Source organism: Flavobacterium sp. WC2509 (assembly GCF_052683105.1).
The window spans coordinates 2,675,635-2,690,680 of sequence record NZ_JBQZFG010000001.1; the positions used below are offsets into that span (position 1 = coordinate 2,675,635).

Annotated in this window: 16 protein-coding genes and 1 riboswitch; of the genes, 4 read left to right on the forward strand and 12 right to left on the reverse strand. The window is 33.8% G+C overall.

Annotated features, from left to right (window positions below):
- The first annotated feature begins 78 nt into the window (after positions 1-78).
- The 3 genes from ACUN3A_RS11180 to aat all read left to right on the forward strand — a co-directional run bounded on the left by ACUN3A_RS11180 (position 79) and on the right by aat (position 2,119).
- Positions 79-966 (forward strand): flavin reductase family protein, encoded by an 888-nt coding sequence (locus tag ACUN3A_RS11180; RefSeq protein ID WP_445551372.1) that lies wholly within the window; start codon positions 79-81, stop codon positions 964-966.
- A 21-nt stretch (positions 967-987) separates the two neighbouring features.
- A complete protein-coding gene (locus ACUN3A_RS11185) occupies positions 988-1,362 on the forward strand; it encodes a DUF3127 domain-containing protein (protein ID WP_445551373.1) in 375 nt (124 codons plus the stop codon).
- 115 nt (positions 1,363-1,477) lie between these two features.
- Positions 1,478-2,119, forward strand: coding sequence for a leucyl/phenylalanyl-tRNA--protein transferase (gene aat, locus ACUN3A_RS11190; RefSeq protein WP_445551374.1), 642 nt, complete (start codon positions 1,478-1,480; stop codon positions 2,117-2,119).
- A 255-nt stretch (positions 2,120-2,374) separates the two neighbouring features.
- Here aat and ACUN3A_RS11195 read toward each other — a convergent pair whose 3' ends face one another.
- The 11 genes from ACUN3A_RS11195 to ACUN3A_RS11245 form a co-directional block, all read right to left on the reverse strand.
- Complete coding sequence (locus tag ACUN3A_RS11195) at positions 2,375-3,085, reverse strand: HesA/MoeB/ThiF family protein (protein WP_445551375.1); 711 nt, start codon at positions 3,083-3,085, stop codon at positions 2,375-2,377.
- A gap of 26 nt (positions 3,086-3,111) precedes the next feature.
- Positions 3,112-4,233 carry a 2-iminoacetate synthase ThiH gene (gene thiH, locus ACUN3A_RS11200; RefSeq protein ID WP_445551376.1) on the reverse strand — a complete coding sequence of 374 codons (1,122 nt, stop codon included), beginning with the start codon at positions 4,231-4,233 and terminating at the stop codon, positions 3,112-3,114.
- A 96-nt stretch (positions 4,234-4,329) separates the two neighbouring features.
- Complete coding sequence (locus tag ACUN3A_RS11205; RefSeq protein ID WP_445551377.1) at positions 4,330-5,106, reverse strand: thiazole synthase; 777 nt, start codon at positions 5,104-5,106, stop codon at positions 4,330-4,332.
- On the reverse strand, positions 5,087-5,725 hold the full coding sequence (locus tag ACUN3A_RS11210; protein ID WP_445551378.1) for a thiamine phosphate synthase: 639 nt from the start codon (positions 5,723-5,725) through the stop codon (positions 5,087-5,089). The genes ACUN3A_RS11205 and ACUN3A_RS11210 overlap by 20 nt, the downstream gene beginning before the upstream one ends.
- The gene (locus tag ACUN3A_RS11215) at positions 5,718-6,497 is read right to left on the reverse strand and encodes a hydroxymethylpyrimidine/phosphomethylpyrimidine kinase (RefSeq protein ID WP_445551379.1); all 780 of its coding nucleotides are present in this window, start codon (positions 6,495-6,497) and stop codon (positions 5,718-5,720) included. The genes ACUN3A_RS11210 and ACUN3A_RS11215 overlap by 8 nt, the downstream gene beginning before the upstream one ends.
- Complete coding sequence (locus tag ACUN3A_RS11220) at positions 6,470-7,081, reverse strand: thiamine phosphate synthase (RefSeq protein WP_445551380.1); 612 nt, start codon at positions 7,079-7,081, stop codon at positions 6,470-6,472. The genes ACUN3A_RS11215 and ACUN3A_RS11220 overlap by 28 nt, the downstream gene beginning before the upstream one ends.
- A 97-nt stretch (positions 7,082-7,178) precedes the next feature.
- Positions 7,179-9,002, reverse strand: coding sequence for a phosphomethylpyrimidine synthase ThiC (gene thiC / locus ACUN3A_RS11225; RefSeq protein ID WP_445551381.1), 1,824 nt, complete (start codon positions 9,000-9,002; stop codon positions 7,179-7,181).
- A 105-nt stretch (positions 9,003-9,107) separates the two neighbouring features.
- Positions 9,108-9,314, reverse strand: coding sequence for a sulfur carrier protein ThiS (gene thiS / locus ACUN3A_RS11230; protein WP_445551382.1), 207 nt, complete (start codon positions 9,312-9,314; stop codon positions 9,108-9,110).
- Positions 9,315-9,379: 65 nt separating this feature from the next.
- A riboswitch (TPP riboswitch) is annotated at positions 9,380-9,474 on the reverse strand.
- A 100-nt stretch (positions 9,475-9,574) separates the two neighbouring features.
- Positions 9,575-10,138 carry a DNA-3-methyladenine glycosylase I gene (locus tag ACUN3A_RS11235; RefSeq protein WP_445552834.1) on the reverse strand — a complete coding sequence of 188 codons (564 nt, stop codon included), beginning with the start codon at positions 10,136-10,138 and terminating at the stop codon, positions 9,575-9,577.
- Positions 10,138-10,881 carry a hypothetical protein gene (locus ACUN3A_RS11240; RefSeq protein WP_445551383.1) on the reverse strand — a complete coding sequence of 248 codons (744 nt, stop codon included), beginning with the start codon at positions 10,879-10,881 and terminating at the stop codon, positions 10,138-10,140. Before ACUN3A_RS11240 ends, ACUN3A_RS11235 begins: the two co-directional genes overlap by 1 nt.
- Positions 10,882-11,101: 220 nt before the next feature.
- A complete protein-coding gene (locus ACUN3A_RS11245; protein ID WP_445551384.1) occupies positions 11,102-12,160 on the reverse strand; it encodes a Ppx/GppA phosphatase family protein in 1,059 nt (352 codons plus the stop codon).
- 229 nt (positions 12,161-12,389) lie between these two features.
- Between ACUN3A_RS11245 and ACUN3A_RS11250 the strand changes: the two genes are divergently transcribed.
- The gene (locus tag ACUN3A_RS11250; RefSeq protein ID WP_445551385.1) at positions 12,390-13,637 is read left to right on the forward strand and encodes an MFS transporter; all 1,248 of its coding nucleotides are present in this window, start codon (positions 12,390-12,392) and stop codon (positions 13,635-13,637) included.
- Positions 13,638-14,009: 372 nt separating this feature from the next.
- Here the strand turns inward: ACUN3A_RS11250 and tsf are convergent, their stop codons facing one another.
- Positions 14,010-14,978 (reverse strand): translation elongation factor Ts, encoded by a 969-nt coding sequence (gene tsf, locus ACUN3A_RS11255; RefSeq protein ID WP_445551386.1) that lies wholly within the window; start codon positions 14,976-14,978, stop codon positions 14,010-14,012.
- Between the last annotated feature and the right edge of the window lie 68 nt (positions 14,979-15,046).

Here is a 15,046-nt window from a genome sequence, read left to right on the forward strand (position 1 = left end):
TTTGCTTTCATAATAAAATTATTTAAATACCTAGAATCTAATCTGCTATTTTGTTATTTTTGTCTAAATAAAAAGTTTATGATTAGCATTGATCCAAAAAGCATTGAAACCGCAAAATTACAAGGGTATTTGCAAGGTGCAGTTGGGCCAAGACCCATAGCTTTTGCCAGTACTATCAGTAAAAATGGGATTCCTAATTTGTCGCCTTTCAGTTTTTTCAATGTATTCAGTGCCAATCCGCCGATATTAATTTTTTCACCCGCAAGGCGGATTCGTGACAATTCGGTTAAGCACACTTTAATCAATGCCGAAGCCACAAAAGAAGTAGTTATCAACATGGTAAATTACGATATGGTGCAGCAAACTTCTTTGGCAAGCACAGAATATGCCGAAGATGTTGATGAATTTTTAAAATCAGGGCTAACACCAGTTCCTTCAGATGTCGTAAAACCATTCAGGGTAAAAGAATCACCTGTGCAGTTTGAGTGCAAAGTGACTCAGATAATTCCTTTGGGGACAGAAGGTGGTGCAGGAAATTTAATCCTTTGCGAAGTGGTTCGTATTCATATTGATGAAGCCATTTTAAATGAAAACGGAACTATCGATCAGCACAAAATTGATTTGGTTTCGAGATTGGGGGCCAATTGGTATTCTAGATCAAATCAAGGGTTGTTTCAAGTGCCCAAACCACTTACAAATCTGGGAGTTGGAGTAGATGCCATTCCCGATTTTGTTAAAAACAGCACAGTTTTTGATGGAAACGATTTAGGGATGTTAGGTAATATAGAAGCCTTGCCTACTACTGAAGAAGTTAGTATATTTGTAAAGCAAAATTTTGCTGTAAAGGCAGTTTTGAGCTCCGATGACCTTGAAAAACAGCACTTGGAGGCCAAAAAATATCTTTTAGATAATGATGTAATTTCGGCTTGGAAAGTGCTTTTAGCCAAAAAAATAAAATCAAAGTAACAATAATTAAATAAAAAGAAGATGGAAGTAATTGGAAAAATTAAAGTTGTAAATCCAGAGCAACAAGTAAGTGCGGCATTCAAAAAAAGAGAATTGGTTGTTACTACTGATGAACAATACCCACAACATATTTTGGTTGAGTTCACTCAAGATAAATGTGATTTGTTAAGCAATTATAATATTGGTGAAGCTGTAAAAGTTTCAATCAATTTGAGAGGAAGAGAATGGATTAATCCACAAGGTGAAACAAGATATTTTAATAGTATTCAAGGTTGGAGAATTGAAAGATTAGTTGCCGATGCACCAACTCAGCAAGCACCTCCAATGCCAGCTGCTGCAACTTTTGCACCAGCAACAAACTTAAACGAAGAAGAAGCAGACGATTTGCCTTTCTAAAAAAATAAAAGCAGATTTTAAATTCCAAATTCCAATTATAAATTTATTGGAATTTGGAATTTCTTTTTTATTTAGAATTTAAATTTGCCATTGAAATTGACTTTTGAAATTGAACATGCATTACTTAACATCAGATTTATTTTTCCCTCCCGTTTCCCATGCTAATCGCGATGGGATTCTTGCTATAGGCGGTGATTTATCTCCTGAACGTTTGCAATTAGCTTACAAAAGCGGAATTTTCCCATGGTTTAACGAAGGGGAACCTATTATTTGGTGGTCGCCCAATCCTAGAATGGTGTTGTTTCTAGATGACTTAATTGTCTCCAAAAGCATGCGAAACATCCTTAATCGCAATATCTTTAAAGTGACATTTAATCAAAATTTCAAAGATGTTATATCCAATTGTCAACAAGTAAAACGCGACGGACAAACAGGAACCTGGATTACCAATGAAATGATTGAAGCCTATTGCAAACTCAATGAATTAGGAATAGCAAAATCTGTTGAGGTTTGGCAAAATGACCAATTAATAGGCGGATTGTATGGTATTGATTTGGGACATGTTTTCTGTGGAGAAAGTATGTTTTCGTTGGTTTCAAATGCTTCCAAAGTTGCTTTTATTGGGTTAGTAAATCAACTGAAAGAAGAAAATTATCGGTTGTTAGATTGCCAAGTGCACAATGAACATCTCGAAAGTTTAGGCTGTATAGAAATTGAGCGTAATGAATTTATGTCAATTATTAAAGATACTATTTAGAGCCTAATCCAAGTCCTCCTTCAAAAAACTTTTTTTCTAAAGCCATAAAAGTAGCTTCCTGCCGGTCGCTCTTTTATTCCTAGAAAAAATAGTTTTTTTCAGTCCGGGCTTTTCACTTCCATCAGGGGCAAAAAACAGTAGAAATTTTAAAACCAACTTCTAAAATTCTCCAATTCATATTTTTCAAAAAACATCTAGAAGAGTAAATAAAAAAATCCGTGTATATCTGTTGCATCCGTGACCCATTTCTCAAAGTTAAAACTTCAATTTCACAAAACCCCATTCCGTAGTTTTAAATAGAATTAATTCATTTTTGAGACTTGGTAAATCCATTATCAGCTTTAAAGTTTCATGTGCCATCATTGTTCCAATCATGCCTGGCAAAGTGCCTAAAACGCCATTAAAACTACAATTAGGTACATCATCAGGATTTGGTGGCTCTGGAAATAAATCTCTTAAATTTTTACTCCCCTTATGATTAAAAACTGCCAACTGACCTTCAAAACCTAAGATACTTCCATAAACCAAAGTTTTTCCTAGAGCCACACAAGTATCATTTACTAAATACCGAGTTGTAAAATTATCCGAACCATCAACTACAATATCAAAATCACTTATAATTTCTGATGCATTATTGATAGTTAATTTTTCTTCAAAAGCTAAAACAGTAATTAGCGGATTTAGTTTTTCAATAGTTGTTTTAGCTGTATTGGCTTTCGATAATCCAATTTGATCTTCAGTATATAAAATTTGCCGATGCAAATTATGAATCTCTATTTTATCAAAATCTACAATACCAATAGCCCCGACTCCTGCAGTGGCTATATATTGTAAAATAGGGCAGCCCAAACCACCAGCACCTATTACTAAAACTTTAGCTTTTTTTAGTTTCTCTTGTCCTGAATCACCAATTTCGGGCAATATCATTTGGCGGTTGTATCGTAAAAAATCTTGTATTACACTCATTACATCTGCAATCTAAAATCGTTAATCTAAAATCTAAAATTATAATTTCTATCCCAATCTTTCCAAACAGGTTCATATCCTCGACTGGAAATAAGTGTAGCAATTTCCGAAGCAGAACGTTCATCACTAATCTCGAATTGCTCCAAAGATTGCGGATCAACTACATATCCGCCAGGATTCGTTTTGGAACCAGCACTCATGCTTGTTGTACCAAGCGGAATAATATTGTTTCTAAATTTCTCATTTTCTCGAGTCGAAATGGATATTTCCAAATCTTCATTCCACAATCGATAGGCACAAATAAGTTGAGCCAAATCTTTATCATTCATAATAAAATTAGGTTCAATGATGCCTTCCGCAGGACGAAGCCTTGGAAAAGAAACGGAGTATTTGGTCTGCCAATAGGTTTTTTGTAAATAATCCAAATGCAAAGCATTGAAAAAACTATCGGTACGCCAGTCCTCCAAACCTAATAAAACGCCCAAACCTATTTTATGAATTCCTGCTTTCCCAATTCTATCTGGAGTATCTAATCGAAAATCAAAATTTGATTTTTTACCTTTGGTATGGTACTTTTTATAAACTTCTTGATGATACGTTTCCTGATACACTAAAACGGAATACACACCAGCATCATGTAAACGTTCGTATTCCTCTTGCAAAAGAGGTTGTACTTCAACTGAAATTATCGAAAAATCCTTTCTGATTTGTTCAATAGCATTCAGAAAATAATTAATATTTACAGTGTAATTGGCTTCTCCCGTAACTAATAATACGTGATCAAAACCTGCTTTTTTTAAGGCTTCGACTTCTAATGTAATTTCACGTTCACTCAGGGTTTTCCGTTTTATTTTATTGTCTAAACTAAAACCACAATAGGTACAGATATTTTGACATTCATTACTTAAATACAAAGGGGCATACATTTGAATGGTTTTGCCAAAACGTTTTTTGGTCAGTTCGTGGCTTATTTGTGCCATTTGTTCCAAATAAGGTTGGGCTGCTGGCGAAATCAAAGCCAGAAAGTCATCCAGATTGCGTTTGTTTTTAGACAAAGCGTTTTCAACTTCTTTTTCGGAAGTTTGATATATTTTGTTTTGAATAGTATTCCAGTCGTATTGTTCAAAAATGGATTTGAATGTTTTCATAATTTTAAACGCAAGGAGCGCTAAGTTTTTCGCAAAGTTCGCAAAGCTTTGCGGGCTTAGCGTTTTGTCTTTGTGTGCTTTGCGGTTAAATAAATGCTATTCATACAAAAAAGAAGTTAAAGGACTAGAAGCAACTGCGTGCCTATATTGCTGCCCTAGTTTGGCTTCATAAGCCTTTCTTCCTGCAATTACCGCTTCTTTAAACGCTTCGGCCATCAATTTTGGATTTCCTGCAACGGCTATAGCTGTATTTACCAAAACAGCATCAGCTCCCATTTCCATTGCTTTAGCAGCATCAGATGGTGAGCCAATTCCTGCGTCAATAATTACTGGGACGTTACTTTGTTCAATAATAATTTCTAAAAAATCAATAGTTTTTAAGCCTTTGTTACTTCCGATTGGTGAACCCAAAGGCATCACAGCAGATGTTCCAGCATCTTCCAAACGTTTACATAAAACTGGGTCTGCATGAATATAGGGTAATACAATAAATCCTAGTTTAGCCAATTCTTCGGTAGCTTTTAAAGTTTCGATTGGATCTGGCATCAAATATTTTGGATCGGGATGAATTTCTAATTTTAGCCAATTGGTCTCTAAAGCTTCCCTAGCTAGTTGTGCTGCAAAAACAGCTTCTTTGGCATTTCTTGCTCCAGAAGTATTGGGTAGTAAATTTATTCTAGGATGCTTTAAGTGATTTAAAATTGCATCAGTATCGGTTTCTAAATCGATACGCTTCAAAGCCACAGTAACCAATTCACTTCCTGAAGCTAAAATAGCTTCTTCCATTTGTTGATTGGATCCGAATTTCCCCGTTCCTAAAAATAAGCGTGACTCTAATATTTTATCTCCTATTTTAAACAATGACGTTGCCATATAGTTTTTCGTTGAGTTGTTTGATTAAATCGATTTTGTGATTGCTTTTGGTAATAATGCTAGAAACGGCAATGCCATGAATGCCTGTGTTTATTAGGGGGTCAATGTCCTGCATTGTAATTCCACCAATAGCATACAACGGAATGTCAATTTTAGCCTGTTCCATTTTAGAGATTATGGAGCGATAACCTTCAAGACCTAGTATTGGACTTAAATTTGTTTTGGTTTTGGTGAATTGAAATGGACCAAGACCGATATAATCACAACCATTATTTACTTGTTTTACTATGTCTTCAAAAGTATTAGCAGTTGCACCTATAATTTTGGTTTTACCTAAGATAGCTCTTGCTTCTGTGACATCCATATCCGAAAGACCTAAATGAACACCATCGGCAGCAAATTGTTTGGCTAAATGTACGTTGTCGTTTATAATGAAATTAGCGAGATATTCTTCGCATAAAAATTTTACAGCTTCGGCTAAAGCAAAGGCTTTTTTGGGCTTTTGATGTTTGAATCGCATTTGTATCCAATCACATCCATTGTCTAATGCCTGATGAATGTTGTACAATTGTTCTTCGACGCTTTCTCCTTGAGAGATGTATTGTAATTTATTATACATAATGGAATCCTAGTTTAGTTGAGTTAGATAATAAATAGTTTTCGGTGTATATTTTTGCTTTTTCACAAGCTGTTTTTAAGTCTTGTCCTAATGCTATGTTGGCTACAATGGACGAGGAAAGGACACAGCCTGATCCATGTTTTTCATAACATTCAATTGTTCTGGGTAAAAGTTGATGAATTACATCTTCAGTGTAGAGATAATCAACCCCCATTTCATTTGGATTGTGACCTCCTTTTAGTAAAACAGAACTACTATCGCCACATGATCCGCTTTGTACGAGTGATAGTGAATTTATAAAACAAGACAGAGGTGAGAAGTTTGGGAAAATGATTTTAATTTCATTATAATTTGGTGTAATTAAGTCAATTTGGTTTAGGATTTTAGTCAAATCAAGACGGTTCTCAATAATTGTAAAATCAAAATTAGTAGAAGATTTTAGAACCGTATCCCATACAATTTTTGTTTTTGGTGAAAGTTTTTTTATGGTAAAAACAATTTCTTTCAAATAGTCTAATGAAGGGATAATGCCAATTTTTACCGCTTTGATAGTGTAATTCTCAAACAATTTTTTTACAGATTTCAAAATAAAAGCCAAGTCAGTCCATTGTATTTCGAAAAACTCATTTTCGGTTTGAATGGTATTGGCAGTATTAATGGCAAAACCATATACTCCATGCTGTTCAAAGGTTTTGATATCTGCTAAAACTCCAGCTCCAGCCGAAGGGTCAAAGCCTGCAATTGTTAAAACGAAAGGGCGATTTGCTGACATAATTTAAAATTTTCTATTGGATAATTACTGTTCCAAATGGTTCCTAAAAGGGCAACGTCATCAAAACCATTTTTTAATGTTTGTTCTGTATTTTTTGATTCAATTCCGCCTAAAGCAATTAGTTTCGTTTTGTAATTAATCCTATTTTTAATGGCTTCGAATAAATCTGTTTTTGAAGAATAATTTTCTTTGGAAATACTCGGGTAAATTGGACTCAAAAAGGCATATTCAAAATTGTTATCCAAAGCATTGAAATCATCCATTCTATGAATCGAAGTCGATAAATGGAATCCTTTTGTTTTATATGTTTCAAATGCTGATTTTCCGAATAATGCTGCTGTTTTTTTTCTTTCGCTTTCGCTAAAGTGAATTCGATTGATGCCAAATGCCGAAGCTAAATGATGATGACTGTGCAAAACCAATTGTTCCCTTAAGTCTGATTTTATTTCCAATAAAAAAGATCTCATTTCCGCTGCAGAAAAATCTGGTTTTCGAATATGAAGCAACCCCAATCCATTCTCAAAAAGAGAATAGATGGTGTCGATTTCATTAGCTATCGAAATTGGATTTGTGATTACGATCATTTTTCTTTAGATTAAAAAATTTAAGAATTAAAAGATTTAAAAATTATTTAAACACGAAAGTTTTCAATCTTTAAATCTTTTAATTTTTTCAATCATCTTAGATATAAATTTCTTTTCCTTGTTCAATAAATTCCTCCGATTTGGCTGCCATTCCTTTTTCTGCTTCGGCAACATCACGGATTTCCTGTGAGATTTTCATCGAACAGAACTTTGGTCCGCACATAGAGCAGAAATGCGCCACTTTTGCACCATCAGCAGGCAAAGTTTCATCGTGAAATTCACGAGCTGTATCTGGGTCTAATGATAAGTTGAATTGGTCTTCCCAACGGAATTCGAAACGGGCTTTACTCAAGGCATTGTCACGGTATTGTGAACCTGGGTGACCTTTGGCTAAATCGGCAGCATGTGCGGCAATTTTATAAGTAATAACACCGTCTTTTACGTCTTTTTTATTTGGTAAGCCTAAATGTTCTTTTGGTGTTACATAACACAACATGGCGCATCCGTACCAACCAATCATAGCTGCTCCAATGGCAGAAGTAATGTGGTCATAACCAGGAGCAATATCAGTAGTTAATGGTCCTAAAGTGTAAAAAGGAGCTTCATCACAATGTTCCAATTGCTTGTCCATATTTTCTTTAATCATGTGCATTGGCACGTGACCTGGACCTTCAATAAATACCTGAACATCGTGTTTCCAAGCAATTTTTGTTAATTCTCCCAATGTTTCTAATTCTGCGAATTGTGCAGCATCATTGGCATCGGCAATTGAACCAGGACGCAATCCATCTCCTAATGAAAAGGCAACGTCGTATTGTTTCATTATTTCGCAAATCTCTTCGAAGTGGGTGTAAAGGAAATTTTCTTTATGATGAAATAAACACCATTTTGCCATAATTGACCCACCACGAGATACAATTCCAGTAACACGGTTTGCAGTCAAATGAATGTAACGTAATAAAACTCCGGCGTGAATAGTGAAATAAGAAACGCCTTGTTCTGCTTGTTCGATTAAGGTATCACGGAATACTTCCCAAGTTAAATCTTCGGCAATTCCGTTTACTTTTTCTAAGGCTTGGTAGATGGGAACTGTTCCAATTGGTACTGGTGAGTTACGAATAATCCATTCTCTAGTTTCGTGTATGTTTTTACCTGTGGACAAATCCATAATGGTATCGGCTCCCCAACGGCAAGCCCAAACGGCTTTTTCTACTTCTTCTTCAATGCTTGAAGTTACAGCACTGTTTCCAATATTAGCATTAATTTTTACCAAGAAATTGCGTCCCACAATCATCGGTTCGCTTTCAGGGTGGTTGATGTTGTTTGGGATTATGGCACGACCTCTTGCTACTTCACTACGAACAAATTCGGCAGTGATTTTAGATTTCGGTGTGTTAGCTCCAAAGCTATGTCCATTGTGTTGGCACTGCATTGCTTTGGTTTGCTCGTTTAATTGTTCGATGCGTTGGTTTTCACGAATCGCGATGTATTCCATTTCGGGAGTGATGATGCCCTGTTTAGCGTAATACAATTGAGAAACATTGGCCCCTTTTTTGGCACGCATTGGTTTGTGTAAATATTCAAAACGTAAATCGTTTAGTTTTTCGTCGTTCAGGCGTGACTTTCCGTATTCGGAAGAGATTTCGGTTAGTTCTTCTACGTCGTTGCGGTCTAGTATCCATTGTTCGCGAATGCGTGGCAATCCTTTTCGGATGTCAATTTCGATGTTTGGGTCGGTGAAAGGCCCTGAAGTATCGTAAACAGTTACCGAAGGATTTTTTTCTATTCTTCCATTGGACATTTTAGTGTCAGCAAGGGAGATTTCGCGCATTGCGACTTTTATCGGGTGGATTTCTCCATCGATATATACTTTTTTGGAGTTTGGAAACGGGGTTCTTGAGATTTTTTCTTCGTTGTTCATATTTTTTTAATTGAAAGATTTAAGTATTAAAAAATTGAAAGACTGAAGAGATGTGTTTGATAAATATTTTAATCATTGAATCTTTCAATCTTTTAATTGAAATGTTTATCCGCCTTGAGTTGCTGAAATGATTAAAATATCGTCGGTTTCTTTGATGAGATGGAAATTCCAATCAGATTTTGGAATTACGGTATTGTTAATGGCGAGGGCAATTCCGTTTTGTTTTTCAGGAATTTCCAAGTCAAGAAGTGCCTGAACAGTTAAGCTGTCAGTGGCAAATTGTTTTGTTTGATTGTTGATTTTTAGCTCCATTCCTTTTGAATTTAGTATGTAATTATACTTTAGGAATGGCTGCAATTACGCACAAATGTGCGACAAGAAGTCATCTTACTTTTTCCTACGCTAGTATGAACTAGATCAGGTTCGAGGGTAAAGTCTCAGCCTGCGATTGCAGACACCCCTAAAGTGTGAAGCAAATGTAATTAAAAAAGTTTGAAAGTTTAATGATTTAAAAGTTTAAAGTTGTTACAGGTGTAACTTGTGTTCTTGAAACTTAAAACGGTGATTTTGTGTTAATTTCTCTTCCAACAATCGGCTACATGGTCGTCTATCATTCCGGTGGCCTGCATGTGGGCATACACAACTGTAGAGCCAACAAATTTGAATCCACGTTTTTTTAGGTCTTTGCTGATGGCATCGGAAAGGGGAGTGGTGGCCTGTACTTCGCTTAGGCTTTTTCGGTTGTTTATAATGGGTTTTCCATCGACAAAGCCCCAGATGTATTTGGAAAAACTACCGAATTCCTCTTGAATTTTTATAAAGGCTATGGCATTGGAAACTGCTGAATAAACCTTAAGCTTGTTTCGAATAATACCTGAATCTTGAAGCAAATCTTGAATTTTATCTTCTGAATAGTTAGCTATTTTTTTATAGTCGAAATTGTCAAAAGCTTTGCGAAAATTTTCTCTTTTATTTAAGATGGTAATCCAACTTAATCCTGCCTGGAAAGTTTCCAGAAGTAGAAATTCGAATAGCTTAGTGTCCTCATATACGGGAACTCCCCATTCTTTGTCGTGATATTTTTGGTATAATTCGCTGGAATTGCACCAACCGCATCTTATGAGTTGTTTTTGCATTAGTTTCCTATTTGCCAATAGTATCCTTTAACTGTTGGAATGTAAGCTGAGCGTCCTATTAGATACAAATCAGTATACATTTTTTTCTCGTATTTGATTCCAATTGCACCGCCTGAGGTATACATTTTATTTTTTTCGAAGCGTACTTTAAGTCGTCCATCATTAAATTTAGCATCAGACATTTTTTCTATAATCCAAGTTGATTTCCATTTGATATCGAGTTCGTTATCGGATATTTTGGTTACACTTTTGACTAATTGAATGGCTTCTTTTGGGATGTAGAATTTACTTTGTAAATCTTTTTGTGTCATTAATTCCCCAATTTTGCTTTCATTTAGTATTTTCTTAATGTATACAAAAGATGGCACAGCTCTTTTTTTAACGGTATTGGCTTGTGGGGTTTCTTTTGGGTTTTCGTTGTTAACTACTGTTACTGTTTCGGATCCAGTTTCTATTTCGGTTTCAGCTCCAGTCACATTTCCAGTATCAGTCTCAGTTTCTGTTTCTTTCTTTTTTTTGAATTTTTGTTTTCTTAAAATAGATTGTTTGACTGCTCTTATACTGTCTTCTGGTGACAAATGAAGGGTATCCTTTCTTTGTGGTTCAGGATTAATTGTGTCCTTTTGCTCGTAGTTAGGCTCTTTTTTTTGTTCTAATTCGTGTTCTTCACTCTCTTTGTTTTTGCCACAGCTAAATAGCGTTACAAGTATAATGAATGTGAATAAAATTTTAAAATTCGGCATAATTAATGTGTTAAGAGATTGGAACAATTATTCAAATTTAATCTATTTTTTTAATCTAATAAAACGAATTTATATTATTATGGGTTTAACTATTTATTTTGATTAAAATTCTAGTAAAAACAAAAGGAGCTGTCTATTAGACAACTCCTTTTGGGTATTTTATTCTTAATGTGTTTTATTCGAAGCTATTTAATACTTCAATAAAAACACATTTAAAGTATTAATAAATTTGTTTAACACCTTTAGCACTGTCGAAAACGTAACTTACTAACCAAGCTATTTGACCTTGTTTAGCAAAATAAATCTTCTTAGTTTGTATGTTAGGAATAACTTCAAGTGAAGTCTCTAAAAGATTAAATGCAGAAATTAAGTATTTTTGTTGGTAGGTTTTCAATACTTTTTGCATTTCTACGTTAGTTTCAGCATTGGTAACAAATCTTTGGTAGTTATTCTCTGCAATAGTTCTAATTCCTAAGATGTCATCATATTTTACTAGTGTGAAATTTTCTTCAGCTTTTAGTCCAGTCAAAAGAGTGTAAAAAGCCCAAGCAGCTCCACCAGAGATGTAAACATTGCTTTTGTCTTGAGATTCAGGGCGACTAGTGTACATCTTTTTGAAATTTTCTCTTATTGTAGGTAAGTAGTCAAAAAGGTTTTCGTTGAATTCAAATACTGTTTTTTGTTTACATTTTTTATTGATTATTTCTGTTAATGTAACAGTTCCTAAATCACATGATATTGGGAAAAATACAGAAGATTCATTGATTTCTTTTGCGTATCCACCTTTAGTATTTCCTCCTCCAATATCTATAATCACAGAATTTAAATAATTTTTAGGTGGGATACAACCTCTTAAAAGTAACTTAGCTTCAAGTGAGGAAGATATAATCTCTATTTTTTTATTTGTAAGTGTTTTGATTTTTACAACTAAGTCATTCGTATTGTTCGCTAAACCAACTCCAGATGAAGCCACAATAAAAATGTTTTTGTCTTCAATTTTATATTCAGCAAGCATTTTTTTATAATTGGAGTAAACTACAGCTCCTGCTTTTTCAATATCTTCTGCTAATAATGAACCATCTATTCCAATACCTGTAGCGATACCTACGTTTTCAGTCCAAAATTCTTTTACATCATACGTGTTTCTTTTGATGTTTTCTACATCAAGGACTGTCATTTTGATTCCTTTACTTCCTATTTCTATTCCTCCATAGAGTTGTGCTTGCGTAGAATAGGAAAGAATAAGGCAAATTATCAAATAGTAAATTTTTTCTCTCATATTTTAATTATTTGGGGTTTTTTAATAAATACAAATCTATATTAAAAATTGAATAATTCCTTTATTTTGTATTTTTTTTTATAAAAATTGTTTATCACCTAATTTTTATAAATGTTTGGTGAATGTTTAGAAAATGTTTTGTTTTTTAACTATTTGAGTGTTGCATAATTCAAAAAAAAATCTATTTTTGCCAAGATAACTAAATTTTTAGCCCCAAAAAAAATTAATTATGATAAAAAAATACCTTAACAATTTCAAAGGTTTCCCAAAAGAGATTTGGATACTTACTTTAATTACATTCATTAACAGAGCAGGTACTATGGTTATTCCATTCCTCTCAAAATATATGAAAGAAAATCTACATTTCACTTATAGCCAAATTGGATGGGTGATGGTTTTCTTTGGAATTGGTTCTATAATTGGAACTTGGCTGAGTGGTAAGCTTTCGGATAAAATTGGCTTTTACAAGGTCATGGTCTTTAGTTTGTTTGCAAGTGGAATAGTGTTTGTTTTGTTGCAATATGCTACATCTTTTGAACAGCTATGTGTAGGTATTCTAATTCTGACTAGTGTTGCAGATATGTTTAGACCAGCAATGTTGGTGTGTTTGAAAACTTTTACTAAAAAAGAAGATAGAGCTCGTGCTTATTCATTAACACGTGCCGCTATTAATTTAGGGTTCCTTTTTGGACCTGTATTAGGAGGTTTGATTATTATGCAATTAGGTTATGAGTATATTTTCTACGTTGATGGCGCTACTTGTATATTGGCTATAATCGTTTTTGTTCTTTTTGTTAAAGAGAAAAAAATACCTGTTAAAGTGCTTAAAGAAAATAAACCTAAAGTGAAAGTTTCAGTTATGAAAGACAGACCATTTATGCTGCATTTGGTTATTTGTTTGATTACTGGTATTCTTTTCTTTCAGATTTTTACCACTTTACCTTTATATCACAAAGAACGATTCAATATGACTGAATTTGATAGTGGTTTACTTTTGAGTTTAAATGGATTGCTTATTTTACTTTTTGAACTTCCAATTGTAAATTATGTGAATAGAAATAAAATAAATAATCATAAAGTTATCTCTTTTGGTTTGTTGTTAATGGCGACTAGTTTCTTGTTGTTGTTGCTTCCTTTTGAGGCTGTTTTGGTTCCTATGATGTTTGTCATGACTTGCGGTGTAATGTTGACTTTTCCGTTTGCTAATTCGTTCGCAATGGATAGATCACATATGCAAGAAGGGAAGTTCATGGCAGCTTTTACTATGAGTTATAGTTTTGCACATATTTTAAGTGCTAAAACAGGTATGGAAATCATTCAAAATTCAGGTTATGAGTCAAATTGGTTATTCATGACGGGTCTGGGAGTAGTAGGGACATTACTAGTTTTTAGGCTTTCTAAAATGGTTGAAAAAGAAGAATTGAGAAATGCAGAAGCTACAATGGTAACTGTAGAAAATGAACAGCAATTAGTTTAGTTTTTTGGTTTTCAATCATAAATTAGAATACAATATTTTCAATTACAATTTAAAAAACAGTAGTAGGCAAAAGTTTACTGCTGTTTTTTTATGGGTTAATTTTTTGTTTAGCAATGAATTATTTGCCATTAAATAGGAAATGTAAGTGTAGGTTGTTTTAGGGTGGTAACAATCGTTTGTTTTTTGCTCTTTTGTATATCTTCTAATAAGTGAAATTCGACGCTTAGTGCTAAGATAAATATGCTTATTTGTTTTATGTTAACAATTATCAGACATTTTTAGTAAAGAAAAATCCCATCTCGTAATGAAACAAGATGGGATTTTATATGTATACGAAATCTAAAATAGAATCCGTTTGTTGCAATCAATAGATTATCCTAAAGTAACTCTTTTGAAATTTGTAATTTCAACGTTGAATCCTTTAACGTAATCACCAACTTTTTTACTATCATCTTTGATGAAGTTTTGATCTAATAAGGCTTTCTCTTGATCTAAAGTAGTATTGTCAGAGATGAAACGTAGAATTTTTCCTGGAATAATTTTATCCCAAATTTGTTCTGGTTTTCCTTCAGCTTTTAATTCAGCTTTAGCATCTTCTTCAGCTTGTTTTAAAACTTCTTCAGTTAATTGAGAGAAAGAAATATATTTAGGAACATTTTTCAAAGTTTTTCCTAAACGTTTTGCTTCTTCATTTTCTTTTTCGATGATAGCAATACGAGCATCAAGTTCAGAGGCAACGAAAGCAGGGTCAAAATCTTTGTAAGATAATGTGTCAGCTCCCATAGAAGCAACTTGCATAGAGATGTCTTTAGTTAATACGTCAGCATTAGGAACCGCTGCAGAAATTGCAGTTAATGCAGCAATTTTGTTAACGTGAACATAAGATCCTACGAAAGCACCTTCTACGATTTCAAAACCACCGATTTCGATTTTTTCACCAATAACACCAGTTTGCTCAATTAGTTTTTCAGCGACAGTAATTCCGTTGAAATCTGAAGCTAAGAATTCTTCTTTAGAAGAGAAGTTAATCGCTTTTTCAACTAATTCTTTAGCTAAAGCTACGAAAGTTTCATTCTTACCTACGAAATCTGTTTCACAGTTTAAGGTAATGATAGCTCCTTTAGTTTTATCTGCATTGATAAAAGAAACAGCAGCACCTTCAGAGGACTCACGGTCAGAACGGTTATCAGCAACTTTTTGTCCTTTTTCTCTAAGGTTTTGTATAGCTTTATCGAAATCTCCTTCAGCTTCAACTAAAGCTTTTTTACAGTCCATCATTCCGGCACCTGTAGTTTGTCTTAATTTGTTTACGTCTGCAGCTGTTATAGTTATAGTTGACATAATATTTTATTTTAAGTGTTATTAAAAGTAAAAATTCCAATTTTTAAATCCCAAATTCCAATTTTATT